Below are 16,129 nucleotides of genomic sequence, written 5' to 3'. Positions count from 1 at the left end.
GTAACTTCACACTCTTTTCAGGAATTTTTTATGGCAAAACATGCCCAACTTATCATCTTAGGCTCTGGTCCAGCAGGCTATTCTGCTGCAGTTTATGCTGCCAGAGCAAACCTTAATCCCGTTCTTATCACAGGGATTGCTCAAGGGGGTCAATTAATGACTACGACAGATGTTGATAATTGGCCTGCAGATCCTGATGGGGTTATGGGGCCTGAGCTTATGGAACGCTTTGAAAAACATGCTAAGCGCTTCAACACTGAAATTGTGTTTGACCATATTCATACAACACACCTTAAAGAAAAACCTATTCGACTTATTGGGGACTCATCTGAGTACACTTGTGACGCACTTATTATTTCAACTGGTGCATCAGCAAAATATCTTGGATTAGATAGTGAAACTGCATTTTTAGGCAAGGGTGTTTCTGCTTGTGCAACATGCGATGGCTTTTTTTATAAAAACCAAGAGGTAGCTGTTGTTGGTGGCGGAAATACAGCTGTCGAAGAGGCGCTCTATCTATCCAATATCGCAAATAAAGTGACATTAATTCACAGGCGCGACAAATTCAAAGCTGAAGCTATTCAAATGGATAAAATTCACGATCGCGTGAAAGAAGGAAAAATTGTCCTTGAAACATTTAAAACTCTAGAGGAAGTTCTAGGTGATGCTTCAGGCGTAACTGGAATCAAAATTAAAGATGTAAATACAAATGAAAGTAAATCGATAGCACTCAAAGGTGTTTTTATTGCCATTGGTCATCAACCTAATACCTCAATCTTCGAAAGTCAGTTGGATATGGAAAATGGTTATATCATCACAAATGCGGGTCGTCATGGTAATTTTACTGCGACTTCAATACCTGGCGTATTTGCAGCTGGGGATGTTCAAGATCATATTTATCGCCAAGCAGTAACAAGTGCTGGAACCGGTTGTATGGCAGCCCTCGATGCAGAAAGATTTTTAACGAAATAATGTCATGGCAAAAAATGAAAATGAGAAAGACGAAATTGATTTATTCAGGGAAGCCATTAAAGGCGCAACTCCATTAAAAATCAGTTCGAAAAAAAAAGAACATAAAGCACCTCAAAAAAAACCCAAGCCCGTACCTCTAAATTTTATTAGGGATGAAAAACAAGCGCTGATTGATTCTATTAGCGATCATTACGAGCCGCTGCATGATATTGAAAATGGTGAGGAGCTTTTCTATATCAGGCAAGGTCACTCGCCCGATGTCTTAAAAAAACTAAGGAAAGGTTACTGGGTCGTTCAAAAATCTATTGATCTTCATGGCATGATTTCCGATGAAGCGAAAGCATATGTAGTTCACTTTATAGCTGAATGTAAAAAAAATAATATACGCTGCGTTCGTATCGTGCATGGAAAAGGTTATAACTCTAAAAACAAAGAACCCATTCTTAAAAATAAACTTAAGCATTGGTTAGCGCAAAAAGAAGAAGTCATCGCATACGCTCAAGCTCGAGCTCACGACGGAGGGAGTGGAGCAGTTATTGTTTTATTAACTGCGCATTAAGCTTCGCCTAAAAAGCCTCCACTTTGATGCTTCCAAAGTCTCGCATACAACCCTTTCTTTTTAATAAGCTCATTATGAGACCCCTCTTCAATAATTTTGCCTTTATCAATCACAATAAGCCTATCCATTGCAGCAATCGTTGATAGTCGATGTGCAATTGCGATTACCGTCTTACCTTCCATTAATTGATAAAGACTTTGTTGAATTACAACTTCAATTTCAGAATCAAGTGCGCTTGTCGCTTCATCTAATAACAATATAGGTGCATCTTTCAACATAACTCTTGCAATAGAAATACGTTGCCTTTGACCACCCGACAACTTAACACCTCTTTCTCCGACATGAGCTTCATAGCCTTTTCTAGAAAGATTATCTTCCAGTCGCATTATAAAATCATGAGCTTTAGCTCTTTTTGCTGCGCCAATCATTTCGTTTCGAGTGGCATTAGGCCGTCCATAAACTATATTGTCTTTAACTGAGCGGTGAAGTAAGGATGTATCTTGTGTAACCATACCAATCTTTTCTCTCAAGCTATTTTGATTTACTTTTGATATATCTTGATTGTCGATAGTAATTACACCTGATTTAAGGTCATAAAATCGCAATAATAAATTTACGAGTGTAGATTTACCTGATCCAGACTTACCTACTAGACCAACTTTTTCTCCAGGCTTGATATTCAATGAAAAATTATGAATGACTGATGTTTTTTGATTAGGATAATTAAAAACAATATTTTTAAATGAAACTGAAGCTTTTTTGATGATGAGATCTTCTGCATTTTCAACATCTTGAATTTCTTGATGAATTGAAAGTGTATTGAGGCCGTCTTGAAGAGTTCCAACTTGCTCATATAAGGATGTCATTTCCCACATGACCCAGTGCGATATGCCATTCAATCTCAAAGCCATTGCTGTAGAAGTTGCGACCACTCCCACCATGATTTCATTCTTCGACCAAAGCCAAATTGAAACAATACCTGTCCCAATCACAAGTAACATACTTAAAAAATGATTAATAATTTCAATCCAACTGACTAATCGCATTTGCATATTTACAGCGCCTAAAAAATCATTCATTGCAACTTTAGCAAAGTTCGCTTCTCGTCCAGCATGCGAGAAGAGTTTAATGGTGCTTATATTCGTATAAGCATCTGTAATGCGCCCCGTCATTAATGACCTTGCATCAGCTTGATTTCTCGACAATTTACTTAAGCGGGGTACAAAATAAATAAGGACCAAAATATACAAAAGAAACCAGCTAAGAAATGGAAGCATTAGTATCAAATTAAATTGGCCTACAACAAAAATCATCGTTAAAAAATAAATAACTACATAGACCAAAATGTCAGCCAAAATGAACCATAAATCCCTAACCGCAAGAGCAGTTTGCATCACTTTTGCAGCAACCCTCCCTGCAAATTCATTGTGATAAAAATTCATACTCTGATTAAGAAGTAATCGGTGAAAATTCCAACGCATTCGCATTGGAAATGCACCTGCAAGGGATTGATGTTTAATTAAGGTTTGGAATAAAACAAGTAATGTACTTAAGATTAAAACTACTGATGCTGAAATAAGCATAGAAGTATTTTGAGACCAAAAATTTTCTGGGCTTGAATGATTTAGTAAGTCAATCAAAGAACCCATATATGAGAATAAAATAGCTTCAAAGCTCCCTATCACCGCTGTTAATAGGGCCATAAATAAAATGAGCCACCTAAGATTTTTAGTGCATGCCCATACAAACAACAACAGGGTTTTGGGTGGCGTGGTTAAAAAGTACTCGGGGAAAGGATTAAGGAGTTTTTCAAAGCGTTGAAACATAAAACTTATTGCGACTCTATCAAACAAATAGCTTGAGCTGCAATACCTTCGCCTCTTCCAGTAAATCCAAGAGTTTCAGTTGTTGTTGCTTTCACATTGACTGCTTTGATATCAAGACCGCAATCTAATGCGATATTATTTTTCATGCGATCAATATACGGTGCCAATTTAGGTAATTCACAAATCACCGTGGCATCAATATTAATAATCGAGTATTTTTTTTCTTGAATTAATAAAATTACTTTTTTTAAAATATCTCTGGAGTCTATATCCTTAATAGAGGGGTCTGTATTTGGAAAATGCTGGCCTATATCTCCTAAACCAGCAGCACCAAGAATTGCATCTGCAATTGCATGTAAAAGAACATCAGCATCTGAATGGCCGTCTAATCCTTTATGAAAAGGGATTTCCACCCCCCCAATAATGCACCTTCTTCCACTAACTAACTGATGAACATCAAAACCTTGCCCCACTTTTATCATCATAAATACCTATTCAGTTATTAAATGTTCAAGAATATTAAGGTCTTCTTGGTAAGTTACTTTAAAATTTCTAAAATCACCTTTAATTAATTTTGGTTTCATTCCTAAACTCTCGATTGCTTGAGACTCATCGGTTGGAATGCCATTAAATGACTTAAGTGCCTCGGTTAACATTCTATACCTATACATTTGTGGTGTTTGCGCTTGCCATAAATGATCTCTTACTGGCGAATCAATAACTCTATCTTCTTTGTCAGATTTTTTTATAGTGTCAGCTATAGGGTAAGCAAGTAAGCCACCTACGGGATCATTTTTTAAAGTCTCTATTAGATGAATAACATCTTTTTCTTGAATGCCTGGGCGGGCCGCATCATGAACTAAAATCCAATCATTCTCGTCCGTATGTTTTTTTATAGTTTCTAATGTATTCAGGACCGTCTTAGCTCGAGAGTCACCGCCACAATAATGCGTGCTAACTTTAGATGACAAAGAAAGATTGAGTGTATTCCACATATCATCATTTGGGTGAAGAGCAATATGAATAGAGTCGACGTGAGAGATATTTTCAAAAACTCGAATTACTCTTTCAATGAAAGTTTTTTTATGAATTTTAAGGTACTGTTTGGGTTGGCCCAACCCCATTCTTGAACCTGAGCCTGCTGCTGGAATAATGATGTGAAATTTTGCCATGGGAAATTTTAACATGGCATCAGGTAATGCTTTTAAGAGATAAGATTAATCTTCTGAATTAGCTGCAATTTTATGAATCGAAATATCAGCGCCATTAAATTCTTCTTCTTGCGTTAGTCGAATCCCAAAGAAATACTTAATAATGCCGTAAACTAAAAATCCCCCGGCAAGCGCTGTAAATACGCCTAATAAAGTTCCTATAAGTTGAGATGCAAAACTAACACCTCCCATGCCACCAAAATAAGTAGATCCAAAAATACCAGCGGCAATACCACCCCAAGCACCACAAAGTCCATGCAATGGCCACACGCCCAATACATCATCAATTTTTAAACGGTTTTGTGTAAGGGTAAAAGCCCATACAAAAAGAATGCCTGCAACTAAGCCAGTCATAAGAGCGCCTATGGGATGAAAAATATCTGATCCTGCACACACCGCAACAAGGCCTGCAAGAGGTCCATTATGAATAAAGCCAGGATCATTTTTTCCAACGATAAGAGCTGCTATGGTGCCCCCTGCTAATGCCATCAGAGAATTAATCGCTACAAGCCCTGAAATACCATTCGCTGTTTGCGCTGACATGACGTTAAAGCCAAACCACCCTACAGTTAAGATCCAAGCTCCTAAAGCTAAAAAGGGAATATTAGATGGTGGGTAAGCTTGAAGCCTTCCATCTTTACCATATCTTCCATGTCTTGCCCCAAGCAATAAAACCGCCGCCAAAGCAATCCAGCCTCCCATTGCATGCACAACTACTGAGCCTGCAAAATCGTGGAATTTAAATCCAAAATTACCTTCGAGGAAAGATTGGACACCTAAATGATTATTCCAAGCAATACCCTCAAAAAATGGATATACGAAACCCACCAAAGCGAAGGTAGCTGCTAATTGAGAATTGAATTTAGCTCTTTCAGCTATGCCCCCAGATATAATTGCAGGAATAGCTGCAGCAAAAGTAAGTAAAAAGAAAAACTTTACGAGTTCATAGCCATTTTTAGCAGACAATGTTTCTGCAGGTGATAAGAAACTCACCCCATAGGCAATGCCATAACCTATAAAAAAGTAGGCAAGTGTAGATACTGAAAAATCGACAAGGATTTTAACAAGGGCATTGACTTGATTTTTATGACGCACAGTGCCCACTTCTAGAAATGCAAAACCCGCATGCATAGCAAGCACCATAATCGCGCCCAATAAAACAAATAAAACATCATTTGCACCAATTAAGTTATCCATGGCGGACATTCCTTATCTTTAGAGTATTAAATTAAATATAATTTTATATAAGAATGAATAAAAATAAGAAATTGTGTTTTTTTTATCTTAAAATTTTCAAAATTTCTATTTTTAAGCACTATTTATGTGCATTTTTATGAATTAATGTTTTTATGCACACAAATAATGCATAAAAATAACCACTAAGTGATGGTGAAGCGCGTTTAAGATATGAAGATCATTTTTTAAATTACATTTATGCTGGAATATACCCTTCTTGCTTTACTAATCGTGATCGTTTGGTTTTGGATTGATTCAATCTCAAAACGTGAACTTGCTATTCAGTTTGGGAAAAATTTATCTAAACAATTTGATCTACAATTTTTAGACGAAACGGTTGCATGCGAAAAAATTACTTTAAAACGAAATGAAGAAGGTCAGGTTGCCATATTAAGATGTTACGAATTCATGGTAAGTAGCTCCACAAATGATCGAATCAAATGTAATCTCTTCCTCTTGGGCAAGCACTTACATAACTGGCATATTCCACCCTACATCAATACAGTTTCTTAAATGTATATTGGTCGCTTCGCACCTTCTCCAACAGGCCCAATGCATTTTGGATCACTAATTACCGCAGTCGCAAGTTATCTTGATGCTAAACACCAACATGGTATTTGGAAGGTGCGCATAGAAGATCTCGACCAACCAAGAACTGTCAAAGGAAGTGACAAAACAATTTTGGATACGCTTCATCAGCATGGTTTCCATTGGGATGATGAAGTTGTTTATCAAAGCCACCGACTAGATATATACCAGTCTTTCTTATCGAAATTAAATGAAAAAAAAATTACCTATTATTGCGAATGTAGCAGAAAAGAAATTGCCGACTCAGCCATAACTGGTATTGATGGAATGATTTACCCGGGGACTTGCAGAAATAAAATATTAGATTCAAATCATCACGCCTTAAGAGTGAAAGTAGAAGATTTATTCATAGAGTTTGAAGATAAAATTCAAGGCGGGATTAAACAGAATATATTAAAAGAATTTGGAGATTTTATTTTAAAAAGATCAGATGGCATTTATGCGTATCAACTTGCTGTAGTGATTGATGATGCATTGCAAAATATCAATACCATCATAAGAGGAAGCGACCTCATTGACTCTTCATCAAGACAAATATACTTACAAAAAATTTTATCGCTACCTAAAGTCACCTATGGCCATGTCCCTGTGGCTACTTTAAATCAAAAAAAACTAAGTAAAGAAAACCAATCTATGCCTATTAACATTTCAAACGTAAAAGATAATTTAATTGCATGCCTTAAATTTCTTGGACAAGACTATGAAGTTATTAGAAAAGAAAATACACTTACAAACTTTTGGACCACAGCTATTCAATTATGGGACATCTCACTTGTGCCCAAAATAAAAACTATTGAAATTTAAATTTTATGCATAACTCAGAAGACAAATTATATCGATTTATTTTTGAAGATACGGACATTCGAGGTAACTATGTGAAGTTAAGTCATACAATCGAAGAGGCCACACAACATCAAGCACTTCCAAAAAATCTTCATACCGCTCTCGGAGAACTTATGGTGGCAAGTGCCCTTCTAGCTTCCACTCTTAAGCTAGATGGCTCACTCACATTACAAATTCAAACCAATGGACCACTAAAATTATTAATTGCTGAATGCAATGGAAATTTAGGTATGCGGGGCACAGTAAAATGGAGCGGCCCTATAGAATCTCTATCGCCCATTGACCTTATAAAAGAAGGTCACTTCATTATTACTTTAGTACAAAAAAATGCAAAGACGCCTTATCAAGGTATCGTGCCTATGGAAGGGAATTCAATCAGCGAGCTCCTTGAAAATTATATGTTAAGGTCAGAACAGATCCAAACCAAACTCTGGATTCATTCTCAAAATGATATTTTCTGTGGGCTTCTTATTCAAAAACTTCCATTTAATTCTTCAACACAGGAATTAAATCAGGATGAAATGAGAGGGGTTTGGGAAAGTGTTGTGAAATCTGCCAACCAATCTTTTAATTCACTTGGTCCAGAATTAGAGGCATCTGAAATTCTTCAGAATGTATTTTTAACAGAGACAATTCGCCTATACGATCCTACCTATCTTAGTTTTTATTGCAGCTGCTCTAAAAAAAGTGTGGAAAATATGCTTCGCCTTATTGGGAAAAAAGAGTGTGAATCTATCATCGAAGAACAAGCGTCGATTACGATTCACTGCGATTTCTGCAATGAATGTTACAAATATTCAGAAGATGAAGTAGTTTTTGTATTTAACGAGTCAAATAATTCGGTTAAACATTAGAATTTTCTTGTCTATATTTTTCATATAAACAAATCGATACAGCAGCGGAAACATTTAAAGATTCAATACCTTTTTCCATAGGTATATGAATTGAATCGGAAGCTAAGCCTATTGTTTCTGACTGAAGCCCATTGCCCTCGTTACCAAAAATAAAAGCAACAGGTCCTTTTAAATTCTCTTTAAATACAGATTTCCCAGTTAATTCAGTTGCAAAAATTTTTCCCTTGAATGCTTTTGTAATATCAGAAAAAACTGCATTCTCAATACATGGCAAATAAAAATGTGCGCCTTGTCCGCCTCTTAATACCTTAGGCGACCAAATATCAGCGCAATGATCAGACAAGTAAACAAGATCTACACCTGAGGCACTTGCAGATCTTAATATGCTACCTAAGTTGCCTGGATCTTGAATATCTTCTAACAATAAAATACAGTTTTGATTTTCTGGAGTTTCTAAATGTGGAATATTAATAGATGCAAGAATGCCTGTAGGTGATATCACTGGTGCTATTTCAGAAAAGAGCCCCGCTGGAAATTCCAATACTTGTGTATCTTCATTAAGATATGGTGCAATTTTATCAATATCACTGCCCTGAATTAAAGCCACAGAGTCGGGTGAACCAAAGCGCTCAGCATAAGATTCGATAAGATGAATACCATCTAAGATAGTTTGCTGAACCTCATGCCGATAACGAGGTGACTCGTTAAGTTTTTTTAAGTGCTTGAAATGCTGATTGCCACGAGATGAGATGAGCTGTCGTTTCATACTATTCAAATGCTTTTAAAGGTGTCAATTTAAACCCTGAATCTCTTAACTGACTTAACAAGCCATCCTTACCTGAAAGATGTGATGCTCCGACTGCAATAAATAATTGTTTGTCTTGTGCAAGCTCTTTAATTTTTATGGCCATCTTTTTATTTCTTTCATCCATAAGCTGAATTTTAATTTTAGCCCACAAAGCTTTGGGTAATAACTTACCTGTTAATTGTTCGTCAGTTTTACGTATTTGCTCAACATCGGCCGAGAGATATTCCTTCATGAGCAGATTGTAATCATACAATCTTTCTTTCTCTGTTTTTTTTAAAACCGCTCTAAGCATCATTAGTTGTTCATCTAGCGAGAGGGAGTCCATCGAAGCAAAATGTTCTTTTGATGACTCAATTCCTAACACTTCTTTATCTAAATCCTCAGCCATTGCCATTAAAAGATAATCTTGATTAAATTCGGTATGGGGCTTAGGAGAGTCGAAGATAATAGCCAAGAGCCAAGGCTTCATTCTTATGACATTCTCGAAATACATAACATGAAATTCTGAAAGTTTTTTAATTTGATTAAGCTCTTCAGCATTTAAGTTTGATACGAGAGAATAATTCTTCATAAAAAGATTTTGTGAATGGTCGCCAGGGGTAATCTCAACCAAAAGAAGATCAGATGCATTGATGGATTTTTTAACGGCAGGCAAGAACTTAATAATTCTATTGTCATCTGTATGAATAGTGCCGAATAAATAATGCGTCAAACCATTCGGTGCTTTTAATTTCCAGAATAATCCTCGCTCACTAGCGTTAGCAAATGAGACTGTATTTAAGAGTAATATAACTAATATTAAAAAACGTTTCATACCTTGAAATTAAATTAAGCTTTCCTCACAAAAACATGGCTCAATGGATAAAAACTGAATTCGGTTCCATCGCTTTACTTAGTAATCATGACCCCTTTCCTAAGACTGATCAAGCGCTTATTGAACCTAATGGCCTTATCGCAATATCAAAAACACTTGAAGCTAAAAAAATTATTGAGGCTTATAAGCAAGGAATATTTCCTTGGTTCAATAAACACGAACCTATTTTATGGTGGTCACCCGACCCAAGATTAATATTGTTCCCTGAAGACCTTATAATTTCATCGTCACTATCCAAGAAAATTAGGAAAAATAATTATCGATTTTTAATAGACAATGATTTTTCATCTATTATTAAACATTGCAGTGAGATTAAAAGAAAAGGCCAAGATGGCACATGGATTGACGATCGCATTATTAATGCATACACAGAATTACATCAATCAAAAATTGCTCATTCTTTTGAAATCTACGTTAATGAAAATCTCGTCGGCGGCCTTTATGGAATAGTTTTAGATGGCGTTTTCTTTGGTGAATCTATGTTTCATTATGAAAGAGACGCCTCTAAAATAGCTTTTGTTCTTGCCATTCAGCATCTAAAAAACATAGGCATTAAGATGGTAGACTGTCAGATGAAAACGAACCATCTTTTAAGTTTAGGTGCTAAAGAGATCTCTCGTGACCGATTTATTCAACTACTTAATACTTATATTAAAACATGAGCCTTCCTGACGAATTATCAAGTCATAAGATTCAATTCTACGTCACAACAAGTTATGCCTGTGGCTACATAGAAGGTCGAGCATCTCAATCATTAGTTGCTACGCCTCATCACCTTATTAGCCAAAAACACTTCGATGATCTTATAAAAAAAGGCTTTCGAAGGAGCGGTAAATTTACGTACAAACCTTATTGCGAACTTTGTAGTGCATGTATTCCTATTCGTATTAATGTTAAAGATTTTATGCGCTCAAAAAGCGCTAAAAGAATTATTAAAAATCATCAGCATCTTCAAACTTCTGTACTTCCCCTTTCCTTTCACGAGGATCATTTCAAGCTTTATTTGGAATATCAAAAAAATAGACATGAAAAAATAAAAGCAACGGATGATGATGTTAATCAGTACAGTGAGTTTTTATTACAAAGCAATATTGATAGTCGATTAATTCAATTTCAAGATCAAGGGGATTTAAAAATTGTAAGTTTTGTCGATATAGTTGAAGACGGCATTTCTGCGGTGTATACATTTTTTGATACGTCTGATAAATCATTCAGCTATGGAACTTATTCCATACTATGGCTCATTAATTGGTGTGCTGAAAAAAAATTAGATTATGTTTATTTGGGCTACTGGATTCAAGAAAGCAAAAAGATGAATTACAAAACTCACTTTAAACCTTTTGAGCTATTCATCAATAACGAATGGCGATCATTTAATAGTGAACATGATACAATTCAATTGTTAAACAATATCAAATAAATCAACTATATACAGTGAATAAAATTCTTATTTTTGGTGTCGGTCTTATCGGGGGATCTATTGCACTCTCTGCAAAAAAATCAGGTCTCGCTTCAGATATTGTTGGCGTCGGCAGAAACCAAGATAATCTCAATGATGCCATTAAACTTAAACTTATTGATCGTACGAGCCAAGAATTAAATAAAGATATTGCAGAGGCTCATATCATTATTATTGCAACACCGGTGGCGCAATTCCCCTTGATACTTAAAACGATTCAACCTCATTTATCTTCACATACAATTATCACTGATGTTGGAAGTACCAAAACAAGTGTTATTGAGTCAGCAAAACAAATTTTAGGTAGTCAATACTCACAGTTTATTGGCGGTCACCCTATTGCTGGATCAGAAAAACATGGTGCAACGGCAGCTCATATTGATTTATTTAAAGATAAAAATGTGATTTTAACGCCAGATCATGATACATCTCCTCGCGCAAAAGAGGTAATTGAAGGGCTATGGAAAAATGCAGGCGCTATAGTTTCAAATATGTCTCATAGCGATCATGACAAAATATTTTCAACAATCAGCCATCTTCCACATCTTTTAGCTTTTTCACTCGTGGATATGATTACCCAAAGAGCAAATGCAAATGAACTTTTAAAATTTGCTGCAAGTGGATTTAAAGATTTTACAAGAATTGCAGCAAGCTCTCCTGAGATGTGGAAAGACATTACACTCGCAAATAAAAAATTTATCCTTGATGATATTAAGCACTTTGAAAATCAAATCAAATTGCTAAAAGAAGCTATTGAGCATGAAGATGAAAAAAAGATTTTGATGTTATTCGAAAATGCAAGCAAAACTCGAAGCGAATGGTCTCGATAATTTAAGCGCATGACAAATCAAAAGAAATTAAAAGCTGTTCAATCTGTTTCTGGTCAAGTTACTCTCCCTGGATCTAAAAGTATCACTAACCGTATTCTTCTTTTGTCTGCCATTGCAGATGGTGCAACAACTATCATAGGGCCTCTTGTTTCTGATGACACGCTTCATATGATTGATGCATTAAAAAAACTTCAAGTTGATCTTACGCAAAAAGATAATGGTGACATTCTCATTCATGGTACTCGAGGTAATTTTAAAAATAAATCAGCTGAAATTTTTTTAGGTAATGCGGGTACTGCATTTAGGCCTTTAACTGCGGCATTATCTTTTTCCAAGGGCCAATACACGCTAAGCGGTTTGCCTCGAATGCATGAACGCCCTATTAAAGATCTTGTTGACGCGCTCTTGCAATTAAATGCAGATATAACCTATCTCGGTCAAGAAGGTTATCCTCCTTTAAAGATATCTCCATCTGAAATTATGATTAACGGTCCTATAAAAATTAGAGGGGATATTTCAAGTCAATTTTTAACATCTCTTCTAATGGCAATGCCACTTACAAAAAAAGAAGTGGTTATTGAAATCGAGGGTGATTTAATTTCAAAACCTTACATTGATATTACGCTTAATCTAATGGCGCGATTTGGTATACATGTTAAAAAAATAGGCTGGAAACATTTTGTTATTCCCGGTTCAAGTTCCTACGTGAGCCCAGGTGAAATATTTGTTGAAGGTGACGCTTCATCGGCCTCTTATTTCTTAGCAGCAGGGGCGCTTGCCGGCGATATCGAAGTTAAAGGTATTGGTAGAAATAGCATTCAAGGTGATGTGAAATTCGCTGAGGCTTTAGTACTTATGGGCGCTGACATAAATATCCTTGAAGCATCTATTCAGGTTACAAAAGTCGCTGCTCTTCAAGCAATAAATCTTGATTGTAATCATATTCCAGATGCTGCGATGACGCTTGCGGTATTAGCCCTATTTGCAAAAGGCACGACTAAGCTTCTTAATATTGGAAGCTGGCGCGTTAAAGAAACTGATCGCATTAAAGCCATGGCAACTGAACTTAGAAAATTAGGTGCGGCTGTTACTGAAGGTAATGATTTTATAGAAATCACACCTCCTCTTAAGATTAAAGAGCATGTTGAGATTGATACTTATGACGATCATCGAATGGCTATGTGTTTTTCTCTAGTTAGTCTAAGAAATATACCAATCACAATTAACGACCCGGCGTGTGTTAACAAAACATTTCCAACTTACTTTGAGGTCCTAGAAAGTATAGTAAAGACATAAATGACATCTCACGTTCCTATTATCGCGATTGACGGCCCTTCAGCTTCTGGAAAAGGAACAGTTGCTAAACTTGTTGCGGAAAAACTAAATTTTCACTATCTAGATTCAGGGTCAATCTACCGAACGATCGCTTATGCAGGTCGCTTACAAAATATACCCCTCAATAATGAGGCTTTACTTCTTAAAGTTCTCGAGAAAGCTAACTTAAGCTTTAAAAATGATCATATTTTACTCAATGGTAAAGATGTATCTGAGGCTATACGTAGCGAGGAATCTGGTCGAGGAGCCTCTGAAGTTGCGGTTCACAGAGCTCTCAGAGAAGCGATTCTTGGGTTTCAAAGGAGCTTTGAAAAAAGCCCTGGATTGGTTGCTGAGGGAAGAGATATGACTTCAGTAGTTTTCCCGCATGCTGGTATCAAAATATTCTTAACTGCAAGCGCCCAAATCAGAGCTGAAAGAAGATATAAACAGTTGATCTCAAAAGGAAACCCTGCTAATATGGCCTCGGTTTTAAGTGAAATTATTTTAAGAGATGAGCGGGATTTACAAAGAGAAATCTCTCCCCTCTTGAAAACAAAAGACGCTATAGAAATAGATACAGACTCATTAAGCATATCTGATGCCGTTGATAACATCACCCATCTCTTCAGTTTAAAGTCTCAAACGTCTTAAACAATATTAGGTGTAATAGATTTCAAAGATCTATTGCTAACTTTAACATCCCTATCGCTAGGTAGGACTTTATAGGTAACAATTAATGGCAACGACAGCAAAAAATACAGAATCAAATTCCACAGAAAGTTTCGCAGCTCTATTTGAAGAAAGCATAGCGCTTCAAGAAATGCGCTCGGGCGAAGTAATTACAGCAGAAGTTATATCTATTGATAATGACTTTGTGATTGTAAACGCAGGTCTTAAATCAGAAAGTGTTATCAAAGCAGAAGAATTCCTTAATGACCAAGGCGAACTTGACGTTAAAGTGGGAGACTTTGTTAAAGTTGCAATTGAAAAATTAGAAGATGGCTTTGGATCAACGATCCTTTCAAGAGATAAAGCTAAGAAAATGCAAGCATGGCTTGATCTTGAAGATGCAATGAACGAAGGCACAGTAGTTAAAGGCTTTGTAAGTAGCCGTGTCAAAGGTGGGTTGAGAGTTTCTGTAAACGGAATCACAGCATTCCTTCCAGGCTCGCTTGTTGATGTAAGACCAGTTAAAGATACGTCACCATTTGAAAACAAAGAATGGGATCTTAAAGTTATTAAAATTGATAAGAAAAGAAACAACGTGGTTGTTTCAAGAAAAGCAGTGATGGAACAATCTTCAGGTGCGGACAGAGATGCTGTTATTGGCACGCTTACTGAAGGTGCGACTGTAAAAGGCATCATTAAGAATATTACTGATTACGGTGCGTTCGTTGACTTAGGTGGTATTGATGGCTTACTTCATATTACTGACTTAGCATGGAGACGCGTAAAACATCCATCTGAAATTTTAAATATTGGTGATGAAGTTGAAGCTAAGGTACTTAAATTTGATCAAGAAAAAAATCGTGTTTCATTAGGTTTAAAACAACTCGATGATGATCCTTGGAAAGGCTTATCTAGAAGATATCCAGTAAGTACACGTCTATTCGGTAAAGTTTCTAACTTAACTGACTACGGTGCATTCGTTGAAATTGAAGCAGGTATTGAAGGTCTAGTTCACGTTTCAGAAATGGACTGGACTAATAAAAATATTCACCCAGGAAAAATTGCACAACTCGGCGACGAAGTTGAAGTGATGATTCTTGAAATTGATGAAGACAGAAGAAGACTTTCATTGGGTATGAAGCAATGTAAATCAAACCCATGGGCAGAGTTCTCTGAAACACACAAAAAAGGTGACAAAGTTAGCGGTCCGATTAAATCAATCACTGACTTCGGTATCTTTATTGGCCTTGATGGTGGCATAGATGGTCTTATCCACTTATCTGATATCTCATGGGATAAAACAGGTGAAGAGGCTATTAGAAACTTTAAAAAGGGTGACGAACTCGAAGCGCTCATCGTGGCGATCGATGTTGAGAAAGAAAGAATTTCTCTTGGTCTTAAACAATTATCAGGCGATAACTTTACAGGCTTCACAAAAGCTAATGACAAAGGTAGTTTTGTTAAAGGCACAGTTAAGTCTGCAGATGCTACAGGCATCTTAGTAACTTTAGCTGACCAGGTTGAAGGTACAGTTGATATTAGCGAAGTAAGTGAAGATAAAGTTGACGACGCTTCGGCTATTGTTAAAGTTGGCGACGAAATTGAAGTTAAAATTCTTAATGTCGACGCAAAAGAAAAAACAATTCAGCTTTCATTTAAAGCTAAAAATGCAACTAAACCTAAAGCGGCTAAGAAAAAAGTAGAGGCTGAAGAAAGTTCTGATAATGCCGGCACAACTAATCTTGGCGCCTTATTAAAAGCAAAATTAGATAGTAAAAAATAATTAAGATTATGACCAAGTCTAAATTAATCAACTTACTTGCTAGCCGGTTCTCTCAGTTAGTCTATAAAGACGCTGAGTTATCCGTCAAAACAATTCTTGATGCTATGGGCGAAACGCTCTCTAAAGGTAAAAGAATCGAAATTAGAGGATTCGGCAGTTTCAGTTTAAATTACCGACCACCTCGTTTAGGTAGAAACCCTAAAACAGGTTCAAAAGTGGAAGTACCAGAAAAATATGTTCCACATTTTAAAGCTGGTAAAGAACTTAGAGATCGCGTTGATAAATAAGACTAAACACCAT

Annotated in this window: 18 protein-coding genes; 12 read left to right on the top strand and 6 right to left on the bottom strand. The window is 36.3% G+C overall.

All coding sequences use genetic code 11. The features are described 5' to 3' along the window. The first annotated feature begins 30 nt into the window (after positions 1-30). The gene (gene trxB / locus FIT70_RS03055; protein WP_139930578.1) at positions 31-972 is read left to right on the top strand and encodes a thioredoxin-disulfide reductase; all 942 of its coding nucleotides are present in this window, start codon (positions 31-33) and stop codon (positions 970-972) included. Positions 973-976: 4 nt separating this feature from the next. Continuing rightward, the gene (locus tag FIT70_RS03050) at positions 977-1,531 is read left to right on the top strand and encodes a Smr/MutS family protein (RefSeq protein ID WP_028817896.1); all 555 of its coding nucleotides are present in this window, start codon (positions 977-979) and stop codon (positions 1,529-1,531) included. On the opposite strand, the gene FIT70_RS03045 is transcribed toward FIT70_RS03050, so the two are convergent. Genes FIT70_RS03045 through FIT70_RS03030 form a run of 4 tightly spaced genes read right to left on the bottom strand, consistent with a single transcriptional unit; the run spans position 1,528 to position 5,765 of the window. Further along, entirely contained in the window at positions 1,528-3,357 is a 1,830-nt protein-coding gene (locus FIT70_RS03045) for an ABC transporter ATP-binding protein (protein WP_028817895.1), read from the bottom strand. The genes FIT70_RS03050 and FIT70_RS03045 overlap by 4 nt on opposite strands. A gap of 5 nt (positions 3,358-3,362) precedes the next feature. Beyond that, positions 3,363-3,839, bottom strand: coding sequence for a 2-C-methyl-D-erythritol 2,4-cyclodiphosphate synthase (ispF, locus tag FIT70_RS03040; protein WP_139931370.1), 477 nt, complete (start codon positions 3,837-3,839; stop codon positions 3,363-3,365). Between the two features lie 9 nt (positions 3,840-3,848). Further along, positions 3,849-4,529 carry a 2-C-methyl-D-erythritol 4-phosphate cytidylyltransferase gene (ispD, locus tag FIT70_RS03035; RefSeq protein WP_139884329.1) on the bottom strand — a complete coding sequence of 227 codons (681 nt, stop codon included), beginning with the start codon at positions 4,527-4,529 and terminating at the stop codon, positions 3,849-3,851. Between the two features lie 45 nt (positions 4,530-4,574). Further along, the gene (locus FIT70_RS03030) at positions 4,575-5,765 is read right to left on the bottom strand and encodes an ammonium transporter (RefSeq protein WP_139930576.1); all 1,191 of its coding nucleotides are present in this window, start codon (positions 5,763-5,765) and stop codon (positions 4,575-4,577) included. A gap of 237 nt (positions 5,766-6,002) precedes the next feature. Here FIT70_RS03030 and FIT70_RS03025 point away from each other — a divergent pair, with 237 nt between their 5' ends. The 3 genes from FIT70_RS03025 to hslO are packed head-to-tail and all read left to right on the top strand — an operon-like array spanning position 6,003 to position 8,089. Further along, a complete protein-coding gene (locus FIT70_RS03025) occupies positions 6,003-6,317 on the top strand; it encodes a DUF3301 domain-containing protein (RefSeq protein ID WP_049814255.1) in 315 nt (104 codons plus the stop codon). After that, a complete protein-coding gene (gene gluQRS / locus FIT70_RS03020; RefSeq protein WP_139930574.1) occupies positions 6,318-7,196 on the top strand; it encodes a tRNA glutamyl-Q(34) synthetase GluQRS in 879 nt (292 codons plus the stop codon). 5 nt (positions 7,197-7,201) lie between these two features. After that, on the top strand, positions 7,202-8,089 hold the full coding sequence (hslO, locus tag FIT70_RS03015) for an Hsp33 family molecular chaperone HslO (RefSeq protein ID WP_139930572.1): 888 nt from the start codon (positions 7,202-7,204) through the stop codon (positions 8,087-8,089). On the opposite strand, the gene FIT70_RS03010 is transcribed toward hslO, so the two are convergent. Further along, positions 8,079-8,855: a TrmH family RNA methyltransferase gene (locus FIT70_RS03010; RefSeq protein WP_028817888.1), complete on the bottom strand. Its 777-nt coding sequence runs from the start codon at positions 8,853-8,855 to the stop codon at positions 8,079-8,081. The genes hslO and FIT70_RS03010 overlap by 11 nt on opposite strands. Position 8,856: 1 nt before the next feature. Then, on the bottom strand, positions 8,857-9,711 hold the full coding sequence (locus tag FIT70_RS03005) for a TraB/GumN family protein (protein ID WP_139930570.1): 855 nt from the start codon (positions 9,709-9,711) through the stop codon (positions 8,857-8,859). A 35-nt stretch (positions 9,712-9,746) separates the two neighbouring features. Here FIT70_RS03005 and aat point away from each other — a divergent pair, with 35 nt between their 5' ends. The 7 genes from aat to FIT70_RS02970 all read left to right on the top strand — a co-directional run bounded on the left by aat (position 9,747) and on the right by FIT70_RS02970 (position 16,116). After that, the gene (gene aat / locus FIT70_RS03000; RefSeq protein ID WP_049814254.1) at positions 9,747-10,433 is read left to right on the top strand and encodes a leucyl/phenylalanyl-tRNA--protein transferase; all 687 of its coding nucleotides are present in this window, start codon (positions 9,747-9,749) and stop codon (positions 10,431-10,433) included. Beyond that, entirely contained in the window at positions 10,430-11,191 is a 762-nt protein-coding gene (locus FIT70_RS02995; protein WP_139867505.1) for an arginyltransferase, read from the top strand. The genes aat and FIT70_RS02995 overlap by 4 nt, the downstream gene beginning before the upstream one ends. A gap of 14 nt (positions 11,192-11,205) precedes the next feature. Next, the gene (locus FIT70_RS02990; RefSeq protein ID WP_139874455.1) at positions 11,206-12,060 is read left to right on the top strand and encodes a prephenate dehydrogenase; all 855 of its coding nucleotides are present in this window, start codon (positions 11,206-11,208) and stop codon (positions 12,058-12,060) included. Between the two features lie 9 nt (positions 12,061-12,069). Continuing rightward, on the top strand, positions 12,070-13,356 hold the full coding sequence (aroA, locus tag FIT70_RS02985; RefSeq protein ID WP_139930568.1) for a 3-phosphoshikimate 1-carboxyvinyltransferase: 1,287 nt from the start codon (positions 12,070-12,072) through the stop codon (positions 13,354-13,356). After that, positions 13,357-14,028 (top strand): (d)CMP kinase, encoded by a 672-nt coding sequence (gene cmk, locus FIT70_RS02980; protein WP_028817884.1) that lies wholly within the window; start codon positions 13,357-13,359, stop codon positions 14,026-14,028. It begins immediately after the preceding gene. A gap of 85 nt (positions 14,029-14,113) precedes the next feature. Then, positions 14,114-15,829 carry a 30S ribosomal protein S1 gene (rpsA, locus tag FIT70_RS02975; RefSeq protein ID WP_139867497.1) on the top strand — a complete coding sequence of 572 codons (1,716 nt, stop codon included), beginning with the start codon at positions 14,114-14,116 and terminating at the stop codon, positions 15,827-15,829. An 8-nt stretch (positions 15,830-15,837) separates the two neighbouring features. Further along, a complete protein-coding gene (locus FIT70_RS02970; RefSeq protein WP_028817882.1) occupies positions 15,838-16,116 on the top strand; it encodes an integration host factor subunit beta in 279 nt (92 codons plus the stop codon). Positions 16,117-16,129 lie beyond the last annotated feature (13 nt).

Origin of the sequence: Candidatus Methylopumilus universalis, assembly GCF_006364435.1 — a bacterium.
GTDB lineage: Bacteria > Pseudomonadota > Gammaproteobacteria > Burkholderiales > Methylophilaceae > Methylopumilus > Methylopumilus universalis.
The sequence above is the reverse complement of the archived record's forward strand: the minus strand, read 5'-3'. Positions and strand labels throughout refer to the sequence as shown.